The sequence below is a fragment of the Bacillus sp. L_1B0_5 genome (assembly GCF_000836715.1).
In the GTDB taxonomy this organism is placed as follows: Bacteria; Bacillota; Bacilli; order Bacillales; family Bacillaceae_G; genus Bacillus_A; species Bacillus_A thuringiensis_S.
Genome location: NZ_JXIS01000012.1, coordinates 1 through 16,530, shown reverse-complemented (window position 1 = coordinate 16,530; position 16,530 = coordinate 1). Strand labels below are relative to the sequence as shown.

The following is a 16,530-nucleotide window of genomic DNA, read 5'->3' as shown; positions in this document are numbered from 1 at the left end:
TACTCTCAAAATAGTCTATCCACTATTTTTGAGAGTATCTTTTTATAATCCCACATATACAATACACATTTGAGCGGCTACATATGTAAACCAAATCCAAAGTGGCTCATACTTCAATTTACGCCCTCCGATATCTGTCACGCCAATAATGAAATCAGAAATTACAAACAGTAAGCCACCAAACGCTGGTATCCACCATATTCCTGTATTTTCATAATATAAGGCGAATGCAAAGCAAGCCATTCCTCCAACCCACAATCCATAAATTAGAGCTCCTATCGTAAACAATTTATCCTGTTTATCATTTCGGATAAAGAAGAACCATCCTACAATTAGAAAGAGCCCATATACGAGTAAGCCAATCCAAAAACCATTCCATGAAATTCCTGTTTGCAAAAATGCTTTTACATAAAAACAATGAGCAAGGGCGAAAGTAACCATCCCACCAATTAATCGATGACCAATTGGAATCAGCCCAGCCATAAACAAATCTCCCACAGTCGATAAAGTCATACCAAGTGCAACCCACGTACTATACTCTACAGATGGATCTTGTAACCATATCCAAATTGCACTACCTGTTAAAGAAAAACTAAGAATAAGACGGATTGCTAAAGGTAACGGCATATTATCTTTCGTTCTTTTTGTCTGTCGCATTGCATAAATTGCACCAATAAAAAAAAGAAGTATTTGCCCAATTAACACCACATAAAGTAGATTCATAATATGTTCTCCTCAATAAATGCTTTTTGTATCTTTTTTCGTTACACTTAGTCTATTATCCTTTTTCTATAAAAAAAGAAGAACAGTACTGTTCTTCCATTGTAATCGCTTTTCTGCATTCTATGCTACTTGTTTTTCTTGCTCTATTTTTTGCTTAGCTGGCGTCCGATTTACCACAATAATTCCTGCGGCTACACATGCTAAACCGAGTAACACAAATGAATGAATTGCTTCACCTAAAATCATGCTTGATAATAACACACCAAATACGGGTATAAAGAACATATACATAGATACTTTTCCAACCTTATTGTACTTCATAATTGTATTCCAAATGCAAAAACCAGCTGCAGATAAGAAAGATAAATAAATCAGCATAAGTAGTGCATCTAGACTAAATGTAAATGGCATTACTCCAACTTGCAAAGCCCCTATAAATAATAATCCTATAGAACCAAAAATCATTTGGTATGCTGTCATATAACCAACATCTAATGTTTTACTACCTTCTTTCGCTAATATGTTTCCATATGAATACAGCATTGCTGCACTAAGAAGTAATAAACTTCCGATTCCAAAATGAAATGATAAGCTACCATCACTCGGCACATTCACTAAAATGACACCACAAAAACCAATCAATACCCCAATTATTTTTCTCATATTGAGAGCATCATCTTTATATAAAAAATGGGCGAGTAAAATTTGAAAGAATGATGATGTCCCTGAAATGATAGCTCCTTCAATTCCTGAACTATAACTCATTCCAATATAAAAACAGATATATTGAAGAAACGTTTGGAATAAACCAATTTGTATTAACTGTTTCCCCGTTCCTTTTTTGAAACTCATATCTTTCCCTAACACTTTAAAAAAGAATACAAGCATTACCCCAGATAACAAGAAACGATAACCAGCAAATAATATTTGCTCTCCAACTTCTTGTGGTTGAATTCCAAGTTCAACATAACTTAATTTAATAAAAGGAAATGCGCTTCCCCATAAAAAAGTTGCTACTATTGCAGCAATAAATACGCCAATCGGATGGGTAAAAAATTTCTCTGTCTTCACTTGTTGTCTTCCTTTCCGACCTTTTTATGAACAATATTCATATATACCAGAGGAATTGCGAAAACACAAGTTTTCCGTTTATACTTAAAACAAAACCGTACCATCTCATAAAAACCTATGATATACTATAGAATAATTACAACATAATAACTATTAAAAACAGATTCAACAGAAATGCTGCTATCCATTATGGATGGCAGCTTTCGTCGTTTTATAGGGGTTTCGATTTTGATTATTTTTCTCAATAAGAATTCGGAAGGAGCGAGTAGTAATGAACTCAGAAGTAAAAACGTTACACGCAAAAGAAACAATTTCTCATCCCTCTCTATGGGACACATTAAAAAAACATTATGAACTTGTATTTGCAGTAGCATCTGGTATTTTTATTTTAGTTGGTTGGTTATTCACAAAGAACGATGCAATGAATGTAGGTATTACTTGCTATATCCTTGCTTATATAGTTGGTGGATATGCAAAAGCAAAAGAAGGAATTGAAGATACGATTGAAGAAAAAGAGCTAAATGTTGAAATGCTAATGCTCTTTGCAGCTATTGGTGCTGCAATTATTGGCTACTGGGCAGAAGGGGCTATTTTAATCTTCATCTTTGCACTCAGCGGTGCTATGGAATCTTATACGTTAAGTAAGAGCCAAAAAGAAATTTCTGCTCTTCTTGACTTACAACCTGAAGAAGCATTACGTATTTCCACCGGAACTGAGGAACGTGTTCCTGTTGGAGAGTTACAAATTAACGACATTATTTTAATTAAACCAGGTGAACGTGTTCCTGCTGACGGTACGATTCATAACGGTGAAACAAATATCGATGAGGCAGCAATCACAGGAGAACCTATTCCAAATGAGAAAAGACATGGCGATGAAGTATTTGCAGGTACTGTAAATTTACGTGGTGCTATCGAAGTTAAAATTACGAAGCCGAGCGATCAAACCTTATTCCAAAAGATTATCCGTCTCGTCCAAAGTGCACAAAGTGAAAAATCACCATCACAACTATTCATCGAAAAGTTTGAAGGAACATACGTAAAAGGTGTACTACTCGTTGTTGCGCTTATGATGTTCGTTCCTCATTTCTTACTTGACTGGAGCTGGAATGAAACGTTTTATCGCGCTATGATCTTACTTGTAGTCGCATCTCCTTGTGCACTCGTTGCTGCCATTACACCAGCAACGTTATCTGCAATTTCTAACGGAGCGAGAAATGGAATTCTCTTTAAAGGTGGCATTCATTTAGAACGCCTCGCTTCAGTAAAAGCAATCGCCTTTGATAAAACAGGAACATTAACAGAAGGAAAACCTACCGTAACAGATGTATATGTTCGAGAAAATATGACAGAAAAAGAAGTGCTTTCCATTACAGCATCAATTGAAAGTCACTCTACACATCCTTTAACTGAATCCATTGTTAAATATGCACAACATGCGTACGACATTACATTAATAAAACCAGAAAAGGTTGAAGATGTAACTGGTTTTGGGCTAAAAGGAGTATTCGAAAACAACGCTTATAAAATAGGTAAAGCTGATTTTATCGGTGAAGAAACAAAGACATTTCATAATGGTATTTCTGCCTCACTTGAAAAGGAAGGTAAAACTGTCGTTTATATTAGTGATGAAGGAGGCATTCTTGGACTTATCGCTTTAAAAGATACGCTTCGCCAAGAAACAATAGCTGCCATTCGCGATTTACAAAACATTGGTGTCGAAGCAATTATGATTACTGGAGATAATGAAGAAACGGCAAAAGCAATTGCCTCTGAAAGTAATATAAAGGAATATTACGCATCATGTTTACCAGAAACAAAAGTTGAAACGATTAAAAAGTTAAAAGAAAAATACGGTACAGTAGCAATGGTCGGAGACGGTATAAATGATGCACCTGCACTCGCTACTGCTAGCATTGGTGTCGCAATGGGAGAAGGAACAGATGTAGCTTTAGAAACGGCGGATGTTGTACTGATGAAGAACGAACTATCTCGTCTTTCTCAAGCGATCCGTCTATCAAAACGAATGAACCGTATTGTGAAGCAAAACGTAATCTTTTCGCTAGCTGTTATTGCGATGCTAATTTGTTCAAACTTCTTGCAATTTTTAGCTCTTCCATTCGGTGTTATTGGCCACGAAGGAAGTACGATTCTTGTCATTTTAAATGGCTTACGATTATTAAAAGGAAGCAAATAAAACGGGTCCCTCATAGAGGACCCGTTTTTTTTAATGATAGCTATTATGACCGTTCGCACTGCTACTCGTTTTATGCTTTGGATGCGAACTGCTCTTTTGTTTATTATTACTTTTATTATTATGGTTCTTTTTATTATTACTCATGAAATATCCCCCCTGTTCCTTTTTATTATGGAACAAGAGCTCATTATTCATTACGGGAATTATTGTCACCGGTTCTATAATGGTGGAGTAAACCATTAATTTCACCGCCAAGTAAAATTACCCATCCAGTTAAATAAAACCATAACATTAAAATAATGATACCACCGAGACCACCATATGTATTGGCGTAATTCGCAAACTTATCTACATAATAAGCAAATGAGTAAGATACCACAATCCATCCTACAGTAGCAAATAACGCCCCTGAAATAACTTCTCTTCTTTTTAACTTTCGATCTGGTGCAAATGTATATAAGAAACTAAACAAAGCAAATAGTACGAAGAAACTCGCTACTAATCGTGTAATGCTCCATACGAAAGAAAAACTATCTGATAAACCGAGTGCTTTAAACACTGCTGCTCCAATAACTTGTCCGAATACCGGAACAATTAACGCAAAGACAATCATAAAAATAATAGCTAATGTAAACACAATTGATAACGCTCTTGTTGTAATAAAAGAACGTGTTTCCTTCACGTCATAAGCGCGGTTAAAAGCATTCATAACCGCATTAACACCATTTGAGGCAAACCATAACATGGATAATAAACCAAATGATAATAAACCACCATTTTGCTGGTTTACAACTTTATCTACATTTACCTCAATTAAGTTCATTGCATCATCTGGTACATAAACCTCTAATAAACTAAGCACATCCTCTGTTTGAATGGGAATAAATCCAAGAAGCGTAATTAAGAAAACGAGCCCAGGAAAAATTGCAAGCAAGAAGAAATAAGCGAGCTGTGCTGCCAAGCCCGCTACATCATCGCGCATCGTCCGGTCATATAAATCTTTACCAAACGAATAAGTACGATTTCTTCTCACCTTTTCTAAAATTTTTTTCATATATGTTTAAACGCTTTTCTTCTCTTCTTTATCTTGCTTTAACTCAATGTACGCTTCAGTTTTTTTTTCCACTGCATTTGAGTCTTTCATAAATAATTCACGCGCTTCTTTCATACCACCATCTTCAGCAACTACTGGCTCTTCTTCTGCTTTCAGCTCATCTACCTTTGGAGATACAGCTTGAATTTCAATCGTTTCTGGCTTTTCTTCTGGCTCAACTTTTTTCTTACTAAAAATTTCTTTCGTTTCTTTTAACGTCTCTACAACAGATGGCGTTAATTTTTTAATTTCTGCTACTTTCGCTTTTACCACATTGAAATCAGCAAGTTCGCGTCCTTTATCTGTAACAGTTTGCACTTTTTCTTTGATCTTTGCATTTTCACCAATTTCAATCATCTTTGTTTTTGCTTTTTCTGCTGTATTTTTTACTTTTTCACGGTTTTCTTTCTTTAACATGGATACCGCTACACCTGCAGCTACACCAATCGCAATGTTTCGAGCAATATTATTTTTCTTTGCCATATTCCTTCACCCTTTCATTTCTTATGTTAGAAAGTATTTCTTTCTAAGCTTCCTCATATTCCTTGTTCATTTCGAATGAAAGCTAATAGCTTTGCACACCCTTCTGTTACAAGGTCATATACTTCTTGGAAATTCCCTGTATAGTAAGGGTCAGGAACGTCTGTCCAGCCACCGTCTGGAACAAAGTCGGACAGCCTACCAATATAGCCTCCAGTTTTACCTAAACTTTTTAAATCTGCTATATTCTTGTTGTCCATGGCAATAATATAATCAAACTTTGTTAAGTCTTCTTTTTCTACTTGCCTTGCTTTAATTCCTTCAAAAGTGACTGCATTTTCTTTTAAAATTTTTTGTGTTCCTTTATGTGGCGGATGACCAACATGCCAATCTCCTGTTCCTGCAGAATCAATGACAATTTTCTCTTCAAGTCCCTCTTTTACGACAAGATTTCGAAAAATTGCTTCTGCCATCGGAGAACGGCAAATGTTCCCAAGACAAACAAACAATACTTGAACCATGTCTTTGTTTCTTCCCTTCTTGGTGCATTTCTTCATATATACTTATAGTATAAACAACCAATTATGAAATATAAAGGAAATCCCTACTAATTTAATAGGATTGAAAAGATTCATTAACGAAAATGATAAAAAATGTTAAGATAGCCTTATGTTATTTTAAAGGGGGACACTTCGGTGGATTTATCCGTAAAGTCAGAAGAAAACGTTGAATACATGGTCGAAGCTATTAAAGAAAAATTACGTATGGTTAATGCTGGAGCGATGAGAGCTGCTAGTTTTAACGAAGAAATGTACGAAGATTTACGTGACATTTATGATCATGTTATGAAACGTGAAACATTCAGCATTAGTGAAATGCAAGCTATTACAGAAGAATTAGGTACATTAATTAAAAAGTAAAAAAGCCTCTCTTATATGAGGCTCTTTTTTATTTCCAACAAATTCATGACAACTCTTCTCTTTCCCTCAACCAACTGTAAAATATTGTACAATAGAAGTAGAACCTCACCTTAGATTTTTTCTCCATACATACTACTCACAAATAATAGCAACACTACCATTGCTAACTGTTTTTACTGGAGGTGCTTACTTATGAGCAATTGGTACAGTAAGACGAAAGATCAAACATTAATTGACCTAGAAACAAACGAACAACACGGTTTAACAGATGAGATTGTAAGTGAACGTTTAAAGCAATACGGTTCTAATGAATTAGCTACAAAACAAAAACGCACTTTATGGCAGCGTATTTTCGCCCAAATTAATGACGTCCTCGTATATGTCCTTATTATAGCTGCCCTTATTTCTGCCTTTGTAGGTGAATGGGCGGATGCCAGTATTATCGCGCTCGTTGTAGTTTTAAATGCTGTTATCGGTGTTGTTCAAGAATCGAAAGCAGAACAAGCTTTAGAGGCATTGAAAAAAATGGCAACACCAAAAGCTATCGTCAAGAGAAATGGTGAACTAAAAGAAATTCCATCTGAGCACGTCGTTCCAGGGGATATTGTTATGCTCGACGCCGGACGATATATCCCATGCGATTTACGCCTTATCGAAACCGCAAATTTAAAAGTTGAAGAATCTGCTCTAACTGGTGAATCTGTCCCTGTTGATAAAGATGCAATCTACCACGCTTCTATGCAAAGTGATGAGCAAGTACCACTTGGCGATCAAAAAAACATGGCCTTTATGTCTACTCTTGTGACATATGGAAGAGGCGTCGGTGTTGCTGTTGAAACTGGAATGAACTCACAAATTGGTAAGATTGCTACCCTTTTACATGAAGCAGACGATGATATGACACCACTTCAAAAAAGCTTAGCACAAGTCGGAAAATATTTAGGCTTTGTCGCTGTAGCTATTTGTATCGTTATGTTCCTCATCGGATTTTTACAAGGCCGGGATACGTTAGAAATGTTTATGACTGCTATTAGTTTAGCTGTTGCAGCTATTCCAGAAGGCTTGCCAGCTATCGTTTCCATCGTTCTTGCAATTGGTGTACAACGTATGATTAAACAAAACGTTATCATTCGAAAACTACCAGCTGTTGAAGCTCTCGGTTCTGTCACAATTATTTGTTCAGATAAAACAGGTACGTTAACGCAAAATAAAATGACCGTTACTCACTTTTATAGTGATAACACATACGATCACTTAGAAAATTTAAATGTAAATAATGATGCACAACGTCTATTGTTAGAAAATATGGTGCTATGTAATGATGCGTCTTACAATAACGAATCACAAACCGGAGACCCGACTGAAATTGCTCTTCTCGTGGCCGGAAGCACTTTTAATATGCAAAAAGATCATTTAGAAACGATACATGAACGTGTTAACGAGCTGCCTTTCGACTCAGATCGTAAAATGATGTCAACCGTGCATACATACGATGAAAACTACTATAGCATGACGAAAGGCGCTATTGATAAGCTCTTACCTCGATGTACCCACATATTTAAAAACGGTAAAATCGAGGGTCTAACAGAGGTTGATAAAAATCAAATATTAGAAGCTGCCAGGGCAATGTCTCAAGAAGCTTTAAGAGTACTTTCATTCGCCTTTAAACAATTCAATTCAAACGATGTGGATATAAATCATCTTGAAGAAAATCTCATCTTTATCGGTCTTGTCGGTATGATTGATCCGCCAAGAACTGAAGTGAAAGATTCAATTACAGAATGTAAAAAAGCCGGCATTCGCACAGTTATGATTACTGGTGACCATAAAGATACCGCCTTTGCAATTGCTAAAGAACTCGGCATTGCTGAAGAAATATCTGAAATTATGATTGGAACTGAATTAGATAACATTGCTGATACAGAACTAGCTAGCAAAATTAATCATTTAAATGTATTCGCTAGAGTCTCTCCAGAGCATAAAGTGAAAATTGTAAAGGCATTACGCGCGAAAGGAAATATCGTTTCTATGACTGGTGATGGCGTCAATGATGCACCATCTTTAAAGCAAGCCGATGTCGGCGTAGCGATGGGCATTACAGGAACAGACGTTGCAAAAGGGGCAGCAGATGTTGTGTTAACAGATGATAATTTCTCATCTATCGTGAAAGCTGTTGAGGAAGGTAGAAATATTTATCGTAACATAAAAAAATCAATTCTCTTCCTACTCTCTTGTAACTTCGGAGAAATTATCGCTTTATTTTTAGCCATTTTACTCGGCTGGGCAACACCACTACGACCTATTCATATTTTGTGGGTGAATTTAATTACAGATACACTGCCTGCATTATCACTTGGGGTTGATCCTGAAGATCCAGATGTGATGAAGGAAAAACCACGACATGCGAAAGAAAGCTTATTTAGTGGTAGCGTTCCTTTTCTTGTTTTCAATGGACTTGTCATTGGACTTTTAACGCTAATAGCTTTTATCGCCGGAGCAAAATTCTATACTGGAGATACAAATTTATTCCCTCTTTTCCCTGAACGAATTGATGACGATGCTCTATTACATGCCCAAACGATGGCATTTGTCGTTCTTAGTTTTTCTCAGCTCGTTCATTCATTTAACTTGCGTTCAAGAACGAAATCGATTTTTTCAATTGGGATCTTTACAAATAAATATTTAGTCTTCTCCCTTCTTATCGGTGTTCTTATGCAAGTTTGTATCATCTCCATCCCGCCCCTTGCAAATATATTCGGTGTACATGCATTAACAATGCGAGATTGGGGATTCGTTCTCTTATTAAGTATCATTCCACTTGTTGTCAATGAGATTATTAAATTAGTGAAGAGAAACTAAAAGGCAATGAGGACTATTCCTCATTGCCTTTTCATTTATCCTTGTAATTCTTTTTTGATATTCTCTGTTAATGTAGCCATACGCTTGCGGCTTTCTTCACGCTCACGTTTATTTTGTTCTTCAATTTGTTGTGTTTCTTGCATACCTCTTGAAATAATGTTCCAAGTTTCCTCAAGTGTTTCCATTTTAATACTAGAAGAACCTGATAATCTCGCTACTTCTACACTTTGCGTTGCGATATTTTGTGCATTTTTCTTAAGTAATTCATTTGTACGGCGATCAAGTTCAGCCATAGAATCTGCAACAAGCTTTTGACGTTTCGCATTTACTGCTTGAATGATACCATTTTTAAAGATAGGAATCGTCGTAATAAATGCTGTATTGATTTTACCAATTAATTTATTATTTCCACGTTGAATCATGCGAATTTGCGGCGCTGTAAGTAGCGCAACCATACGTGCTTTTTCTAAATCATCAATACGTTGCTCTAAAATTTCAACCGAGTTTTTAAGCGACTCTAATTCAATACCTGCTAATTGATCATTATTACGCACGCGTTCTTCATACATCGGAACTAATTCTGTATTTAAACGCTCTAATAACATTTCTCCTGCTACTACGTACTTCTCTAAGTCTAAATAATATTTTAAGTTTTGCTCATATAAGCCATCTAACGTACCAATTGATTTTTTCATCTCATCTTGGTACTTCGTAATTTCCACATAAACTTTATCAATTTCGCGGCCCATCGTTTGATATTTACTAAAGATTTGTTCTATCATTTTATCCGCTTTTTTGAACATGCGCGAGAAGAAACCACTTTTCTCTTCCGCAAAGTCTTTACTATCAAATCTGTCCATAATTTTACCAAGTTGCTTTAACAATTCACCAGAATCTTCTATCTTTGATAGAGACATTGTATGTAAAATTTGATCAGCGAAACGTGAAATTTCCATAGAAGGTTCTTTTCCAAGTTCAATTAATTCCAGTTGATCTTTAATATCTACTGCGTTATAAATACGTTGCACATCTGCATCTTGTCTAAGTTGCAAGCGAACATCTTGTGCGGTTTGCTCATTCAATTCAGTTTTCGAATCTAGTACGACTGGGTTATTCATATGGTATTCTCCCTTTCCTTATAAAAATGGACGAAATAGTCCTTTTATTGTTTGTGATAAATTTTTATAGGCTGATGAACCATGAAACTCAAGATCGAAATTAACTTCTTCAAGCCAATGGGAATCAAATGCTCCTGCTTCAACATACGGTTCAATATCGTTTCTGCCCGTAGGATTGAAATGGAATACATCTACTCCAATTTGATTCAAAAATAGTAATAAAACAGCGTCAGAACGAGTTAATTCTCCGCTCTTCTCATTATTAAATATAACAATTTTCGGTACATCTTGTGAATAATCAAATTTCTCAAGCTGTTCTAAAATATTGGGTGGTATTTGAGAAAGTTGTGCAAAAACATACAGCGCTACCTCTTGTTTCGTTTCTTTCGCAATTGGTTTGCACATTTCACTTTCGCACGTATGGATAATCGCCTCTGCAATCCCATGTTGTAAACCTTCCGGTAAACGCTTATGCGGCCACCAATGGCTATTCATAATTAGATCAGGATGTAATTTCCCAGCTCGGTCCAATGCATCTCGATAATGATATTGGAAATTTGCTTTCTGCTCTTTCGTAAACGGGAATGTATTAATTAATAAACTATTATCAAATGATGTAACAGCCTTTAATCGTTGAAAATATTCTTTATCATTCTTTGAAACGCCTGATATTTTCGCAAATAAAGAAGGAATATAAATATGTTTATTTTCAACAAAGAATGTTGGACGTACAAATGCCTTTTCTTTCGTAATTAAAAAGAGTTCATCATATGTCGTTTTTAACGTACGTGCTACAGGTGTATACGAACGGAATTGCCACGGTTTATATAATAGTGAATTATCGTGGTGAAGTACTTGTTCAATTTCTTTCGAAGCTTGATACGCTACTGTTGCAACACGCTCGCGGCGGCGATCAGGGAATGGTTCAAGAGAAATGCGACCCGGATGAGACACAATAAAAGTTCTTCCCTCTTCATCAATATTTTCAAATCCATCTTTTCCTTCGGGGTGATAATAAAGCACATCACAACCGAGCATAATAAGAAAATATAAGAAATATATACGGCTTTCCTGTGCATCACCATACCAAACGATACGCGGCATCTGTTTCTTATAATTAATCGTAGAAAACCACTTCGCTACGTAATTTTCGCTTAGTTTAATTATGTCGATTAAGAAACGACGGAAGCCTTCTGTCTTTAACGACTGATTATGTTGTTTCTCATATAATTTCAATACTGAAATAAACGTCGTATGTATGTAATGCTGTAAATCAGGATTGTCTACTTTCGGTAAAAGTTGTTTCCCAGATAAGTGTGCAACTAACCTATTTACTGTCAGACCATTTGGTGCTTCTTGATGTAATACGAACACTTCTTGAATATGACGAAGCTTTTCTGAATCAATCACTTTGTTTAAATTTTGTTCGTGTAAAACTTCGATTCCTTTCGCTTCACTATAATCAAACAGTTCATTAAAATATTCATCTACATCATTAGGAACGCCAAGGATTCGACATGCTATACAACTAAATTTCATCTCATTCTCTGTCAGCTCATATTGTGGGCGTTTTTCTAAAAGCGCTTCAAATTGCTTTAAATCTGATTCATCTTTTAATGCATATGGTTGAAGTGTAAAACGTGAAAACACAACAGTTCACCTCCAAAAACATTTACGTTTTTTCTAAGTCCTTCTTCTATTATAAACTATTTTTGGTTATAAAAAATGGGCGCTCGCAAAACGAGCAAACCCATTTCAATTATTTATTGTCTTCTTTAGTAACTGCAACTTCTTCTTTAGCTTGTCCAGAATTCTTCATGTAGTGAAGTATAAATGTTGCTCCAAATGCTACAACTAAAATAATGAAGAACACTGTATGGCTTATTTCAATATGAATAACAGACAATAACATTTTTGCTGCAATAATTAAAATTAAAATATATGCTGTCGTTTCAAGTTCTGGAATACGCTCTAACAATTTTAAGAATACACCAGCGATACCACGCATCATTAAAATACCTAGCATTCCGCCTAATAGTAAAATCCAAACTTCATTAGATACACCAAATGCAGCAAGTACGCTATCTACAGAGAATGCGATATCCATTAATTCAACCATCGCAACTGTTCCCCAGAAGACACCGAACATTCTGAAGAGAATACTATTTTGGTTCATACCATGAGATTCCTCTTCTTCTGCATTACCTTTTCTTTTATCAATGAAGTATTTAACTGAAAGCCACGCTAAGTAAAGTGCACCTAACACTTTTACCCATGCTAATTTAATTAAGAACATCCCGATTCCAATCGCAATAAAGCGGAACACATAAGCTCCAATAAGTCCATAGAATAATGCTTTTTTACGTTTTTCTTCCGGAAGGTGTTTTACCATTACCGCTAACACAAGTGCGTTATCAGCAGATAACAACCCTTCAAGTACAACAAGTGTACCTATTAATCCCCAAGATACTGGATCTTGCAACACTTTAATCCACATGTCCAAGTCGAAAAACTGAGCATACGTATCAAGGATTCCTTGCAAAATACTCATCTTACCTTTATCCCCTATTCTTTGCTAGATTTATAGAAAGGTCAAAAAAAGGAAACGAATATCGTTTCCTTTCTATGCATCCAAGCCATACGCTCTTACAAGCGCACCTAAACCACCTTGGAATCCACTTCCTACTGCATTAAACTTCCACTGTCCATTATGACGGTATAATTCACAAAAGACAACTGCTGTTTCGATGGAGAAATCTTCCCCTAAATCAAAACGAAGAACTTCTTCATTCGTCTCTTCATTTGCTAAACGAACAAATGCATTTCCTACTTGCCCAAAGTTTTGACTACGGCCTTCTGCATCATAAATCGTAACTGTAATAGCAATTTTATGAACGTCTGCTGGAACCTTCTTCAAATCTACAACAAGTTGCTCATCGTCGCCTTCGCCTTCGCCTGTACGGTTATCTCCTGTATGTAAAACAGATCCACAAGGAGACTGTAAATTATTATAGAAAATAAAATCAGTTTCCTTCGTACATTTTCCGTTTGCATCTAATAAAAAGGCAGATGCATCTAAATCGAAATCTGATCCACCGTCATAAGATTTAATATCCCATCCAAGACCAATTACTGCTTTTGTTAAACCAGGGCTTGTCTTGCCTAAATCGATTTTCTGTCCTTTTTGTAATTGAATAACCATCTATATTCACCTCTATATTTTTATCTTTAAAAATATATCCATCGGTAAACACGCATTTCACCGATGGATATATAAATCAAATCTATTACTCTACATCTAAACCAAAGTTATTACATAGAGACGCTAATCCACCTTGGAATCCACTTCCGATTGCATTGAATTTCCAGTCACCTGCATGACGGTATAATTCACCTACTACTACGGCTGTTTCAATAGAGAAATCTTCTCCTAAATCGTAACGAATTAATTCTGCATTCTTTTCTTCATCAAGAATACGTACGAAAGAATTAGAAACTTGTCCGAAGTTTTGGCTACGGCCTTCTCCATCATAAATTGTAATTGTAAAACAAATACGTTCGATGTGAGCAGGAACATTTTTCAAATCTACTTTAATCGCTTCGTCATCGCCTTCACCTTCGCCAGTGCGGTTATCTCCTAAATGCTCTACAGAACCATTCGCACCTTTTGGATTATTATAGAAGACGAAATCTTCAGCTCCTGAAACTTTACCATTCGCACCTACTAAGAAAATACTAACATCTAAGTCGAAATCGTTTTGTCCGTCATAACGATTCGTATCCCAACCAAGTCCTACAAGAACTTTCGAAAGACCTGGATTCGTTTTTGTTAAGTCTACCTTTTGTCCTTTTTTCAATGAAATTGATGCCATATACAATTCCTCCTCGGTTATTTTATTGATAACGTGATACAATCTCACTTAAGTTTTTATCTTGTGTTCCTTCTCCAACTGCTGAAAACTTCCATTCACTTCCGTGACGATACATTTCACCTGCAATTAGAGTCGTTTTGCCAGCATAATTATCCGATAAATTATAGCGTGCTAATTCTTCACCAGTTTGCGGGTTTTGAATACGAATATATGCATTACGAATCATCCCGAAATCTTGACGACGATTTACACAGTCATAAATATTTACAACGAATACTAAACGATTAATACGGCTTGGAACTTTATGTAATTCTACGAAAATTGTTTCGTCATCACCAGCGCCTTCGCCTGTTAAATTATCTCCTGAATGAATAATACTACCACAAGTAGAAAGTTTATTTCCGAAGTAAACTAAATCATTTTTGTTTAAAAAACGATCTCCTTCTAACATAACAACAGATGCATCACAATCTACATTTGGTTTACTTCCAAATAATGAAGACAGAAATCCACCTGATTGCCCAATTGGATCCCAGCCTAAGCCAACCTGTAGTTTTGCTACTTTTGGTTGTCCTTTCGTTAAATCGATCTTTTGACCTTTTTCTAAAATAATAGGCATGAAGTTTCTCCCTTTCTACAAAGCATTTTCCAAATCGGAAAATATTGTATTCTTCTCTTATATTGTAGCATTATTTACCTAGCGATAAAAAGGATAAATTCTCAGTTATATGAAAACATTCATATAATTTACTTATGATGATGTAAGAAGTGGTAAATAGCACCAATCATTCCTGCACAATTACCGTTTTGTGCAAGTTCAATCTCACAATTATTATAAATCTCTTGATTTAAGTATTTACTGATCTCTTCTTTTACTTCTTTTAAAAACTCATTTCCTCTATCAGTAATTCCTCCACCAATAATAATCGTTTCTGGATTGAAAATATAAGCAAGATTACTAATTCCGATTGCCAAATGTTTAAAGAAGATCCCAACTGCTTGAGCAACTTCCCGATCTCCTTTATCATACAACTCGAAAATTCTTTTCCCATTCCACTCGCCTTTGCCTTTATATTTTCTGACAAGACGAATTAATCCTGAAATCGAGGAAACCTCTTCAAACGGTTTTCCTTCTATTAACATATTCCCCCATTCACCAGCACTAAATGAATGGCCTCGGTACAATTCTCCATCTATAAAAATCGCTCCCCCAATCCCTGTTCCAAGGGTGAGCATAATAAAGTTCGCTTTCTCTCTTCCACTACCATTCCACTTTTCTCCAAACGCTGCACAATTCACATCATTGTCAATCGATACTGGAACTTTTAATATCTCTTGCAACCTATCAATAATAGGAATAGTACTATATCCCGGAATATGATCCGCACCTCCCGTCACAATTCCTTTATTAATATCAACAATTCCCGCAGTGCTAATACCAATTCCTGCAATAGTATGTTCATTCATTATTTTTTTGGATACATATATAAGTTTTTGAATAATTTGTTCTCCGCCTAAATGAATTTCTGTTGCAACTGTTTTACACTTTAATACTCTCCCTATTTCTGAAACAATGCCATACTTAATTTGCGTACCGCCAATATCAAACGCTATGTACTCTTTCATCTACTGCCACTTCCTCTACCGTTATGAATGTAAATTCTCCGCCTCTACTATTTGTAGGAAATCTACATTAACTCTTTTCTGCTTTGACAAATACACCACCTTTTTCTATATATAGTTTTTTTTGCATAAAACTCTTTTTCCTAAGAAATATTACAAAGGGATGTATTTTAGATGGAATATTAATTTCTTAGGAGGAAAACCATGACGAAAATCTTCATTTTAGCATCAACACTCTCTTTATCTTTTTTTAGCGGTTTAAATATCGGTAATGCTGCAACTGAAAACTTCCAACCATTAACAAACGCTATTGTACAAAATAGCGATCATTTTGCAGAAGGAAATTTAAAGGATAATAATAAACCTCCAGGAAATAACGGTTCTCAGGACGATAGTGGTTCTGGTGGCAGTGGCTCTGACGGCAGTGGTTCCGGCGGTAATGGCTCTGGTGGTAACGGTTCCGGCGGTAACGGTTCTGGTGGCAGTGGTTCCGGCGGTAATGGCTCTGGCGGCAATGGCTCTGACGGCAGTGGTTCCGGTGGCAACGGCTCTGGTGGCAACGGCTCTGGTGGCA

At 36.0% G+C, this 16,530-nt stretch carries 15 protein-coding genes and 1 pseudogene; 4 read left to right on the top strand and 12 right to left on the bottom strand.

All coding sequences use genetic code 11. The annotated features are described in order from the left end of the window. Positions 1-42: 42 nt before the first annotated feature. Positions 43-723, bottom strand: coding sequence for a lysoplasmalogenase (locus tag RT27_RS03745; protein WP_016083650.1), 681 nt, complete (start codon positions 721-723; stop codon positions 43-45). A gap of 120 nt (positions 724-843) precedes the next feature. Beyond that, positions 844-1,794: a DMT family transporter gene (locus RT27_RS03740; protein WP_043935345.1), complete on the bottom strand. Its 951-nt coding sequence runs from the start codon at positions 1,792-1,794 to the stop codon at positions 844-846. Between the two features lie 271 nt (positions 1,795-2,065). On the opposite strand from RT27_RS03740, the gene RT27_RS03735 reads away from it, so the two are divergent. Next, positions 2,066-3,991: a heavy metal translocating P-type ATPase gene (locus RT27_RS03735; RefSeq protein ID WP_043935344.1), complete on the top strand. Its 1,926-nt coding sequence runs from the start codon at positions 2,066-2,068 to the stop codon at positions 3,989-3,991. 187 nt (positions 3,992-4,178) lie between these two features. Here RT27_RS03735 and RT27_RS03730 read toward each other — a convergent pair whose 3' ends face one another. Genes RT27_RS03730 through RT27_RS03720 form a run of 3 tightly spaced genes read right to left on the bottom strand, consistent with a single transcriptional unit; the run spans position 4,179 to position 6,085 of the window. Further along, positions 4,179-5,045, bottom strand: a complete 867-nt coding sequence (locus tag RT27_RS03730; RefSeq protein WP_016083653.1) for a YihY/virulence factor BrkB family protein — start codon at positions 5,043-5,045, stop codon at positions 4,179-4,181. A 6-nt stretch (positions 5,046-5,051) separates the two neighbouring features. After that, positions 5,052-5,567, bottom strand: coding sequence for a DUF4075 domain-containing protein (locus RT27_RS03725; RefSeq protein WP_001085388.1), 516 nt, complete (start codon positions 5,565-5,567; stop codon positions 5,052-5,054). 53 nt (positions 5,568-5,620) lie between these two features. Continuing rightward, entirely contained in the window at positions 5,621-6,085 is a 465-nt protein-coding gene (locus RT27_RS03720; RefSeq protein ID WP_000250916.1) for a low molecular weight protein-tyrosine-phosphatase, read from the bottom strand. A gap of 174 nt (positions 6,086-6,259) precedes the next feature. On the opposite strand from RT27_RS03720, the gene RT27_RS03715 reads away from it, so the two are divergent. Next, positions 6,260-6,484, top strand: coding sequence for a DUF1128 domain-containing protein (locus RT27_RS03715; RefSeq protein ID WP_000366196.1), 225 nt, complete (start codon positions 6,260-6,262; stop codon positions 6,482-6,484). 192 nt (positions 6,485-6,676) lie between these two features. Continuing rightward, entirely contained in the window at positions 6,677-9,343 is a 2,667-nt protein-coding gene (locus RT27_RS03710) for a cation-translocating P-type ATPase (protein WP_016083654.1), read from the top strand. A 35-nt stretch (positions 9,344-9,378) separates the two neighbouring features. Here RT27_RS03710 and RT27_RS03705 read toward each other — a convergent pair whose 3' ends face one another. The 7 genes from RT27_RS03705 to RT27_RS03675 form a co-directional block, all read right to left on the bottom strand. Beyond that, on the bottom strand, positions 9,379-10,461 hold the full coding sequence (locus RT27_RS03705; RefSeq protein ID WP_001064413.1) for a toxic anion resistance protein: 1,083 nt from the start codon (positions 10,459-10,461) through the stop codon (positions 9,379-9,381). Positions 10,462-10,479: 18 nt separating this feature from the next. After that, positions 10,480-12,111, bottom strand: coding sequence for a YceG family protein (locus RT27_RS03700; protein WP_016083655.1), 1,632 nt, complete (start codon positions 12,109-12,111; stop codon positions 10,480-10,482). A 109-nt stretch (positions 12,112-12,220) separates the two neighbouring features. Continuing rightward, positions 12,221-13,012: a TerC family protein gene (locus tag RT27_RS03695; protein WP_016083656.1), complete on the bottom strand. Its 792-nt coding sequence runs from the start codon at positions 13,010-13,012 to the stop codon at positions 12,221-12,223. A 72-nt stretch (positions 13,013-13,084) separates the two neighbouring features. Continuing rightward, positions 13,085-13,663: a TerD family protein gene (locus RT27_RS03690; protein ID WP_000236649.1), complete on the bottom strand. Its 579-nt coding sequence runs from the start codon at positions 13,661-13,663 to the stop codon at positions 13,085-13,087. An 85-nt stretch (positions 13,664-13,748) separates the two neighbouring features. Beyond that, complete coding sequence (locus RT27_RS03685) at positions 13,749-14,333, bottom strand: TerD family protein (RefSeq protein ID WP_016083657.1); 585 nt, start codon at positions 14,331-14,333, stop codon at positions 13,749-13,751. 22 nt (positions 14,334-14,355) lie between these two features. After that, on the bottom strand, positions 14,356-14,952 hold the full coding sequence (locus RT27_RS03680; RefSeq protein WP_001121586.1) for a TerD family protein: 597 nt from the start codon (positions 14,950-14,952) through the stop codon (positions 14,356-14,358). Between the two features lie 128 nt (positions 14,953-15,080). After that, the gene (locus RT27_RS03675) at positions 15,081-15,959 is read right to left on the bottom strand and encodes an ROK family protein (protein WP_016083658.1); all 879 of its coding nucleotides are present in this window, start codon (positions 15,957-15,959) and stop codon (positions 15,081-15,083) included. Positions 15,960-16,160: 201 nt separating this feature from the next. On the opposite strand from RT27_RS03675, the pseudogene RT27_RS03670 reads away from it, so the two are divergent. Then, a pseudogene (locus RT27_RS03670) lies at positions 16,161-16,530 on the top strand (cell wall anchor protein); the annotation flags it as partial.

What these genes read in the sequence shown, in the direction of transcription:
- RT27_RS03675 (WP_016083658.1), bottom strand. Translation starts at nt 15,959, where the DNA reads ATGAAAGAGTACATAGCGTTTGATATTGGCGGTACGCAAATTAAGTAT.
- RT27_RS03695 (WP_016083656.1), bottom strand. Translation starts at nt 13,012, where the DNA reads ATGAGTATTTTGCAAGGAATCCTTGATACGTATGCTCAGTTTTTCGAC.
- RT27_RS03710 (WP_016083654.1), top strand. Translation starts at nt 6,677, where the DNA reads ATGAGCAATTGGTACAGTAAGACGAAAGATCAAACATTAATTGACCTA.
- RT27_RS03745 (WP_016083650.1), bottom strand. Translation starts at nt 723, where the DNA reads ATGAATCTACTTTATGTGGTGTTAATTGGGCAAATACTTCTTTTTTTT.
- RT27_RS03680 (WP_001121586.1), bottom strand. Translation starts at nt 14,952, where the DNA reads ATGCCTATTATTTTAGAAAAAGGTCAAAAGATCGATTTAACGAAAGGA.
- RT27_RS03730 (WP_016083653.1), bottom strand. Translation starts at nt 5,045, where the DNA reads ATGAAAAAAATTTTAGAAAAGGTGAGAAGAAATCGTACTTATTCGTTT.
- RT27_RS03735 (WP_043935344.1), top strand. Translation starts at nt 2,066, where the DNA reads ATGAACTCAGAAGTAAAAACGTTACACGCAAAAGAAACAATTTCTCAT.
- RT27_RS03705 (WP_001064413.1), bottom strand. Translation starts at nt 10,461, where the DNA reads ATGAATAACCCAGTCGTACTAGATTCGAAAACTGAATTGAATGAGCAA.
- RT27_RS03690 (WP_000236649.1), bottom strand. Translation starts at nt 13,663, where the DNA reads ATGGTTATTCAATTACAAAAAGGACAGAAAATCGATTTAGGCAAGACA.
- RT27_RS03685 (WP_016083657.1), bottom strand. Translation starts at nt 14,333, where the DNA reads ATGGCATCAATTTCATTGAAAAAAGGACAAAAGGTAGACTTAACAAAA.
- RT27_RS03725 (WP_001085388.1), bottom strand. Translation starts at nt 5,567, where the DNA reads ATGGCAAAGAAAAATAATATTGCTCGAAACATTGCGATTGGTGTAGCT.
- RT27_RS03720 (WP_000250916.1), bottom strand. Translation starts at nt 6,085, where the DNA reads ATGGTTCAAGTATTGTTTGTTTGTCTTGGGAACATTTGCCGTTCTCCG.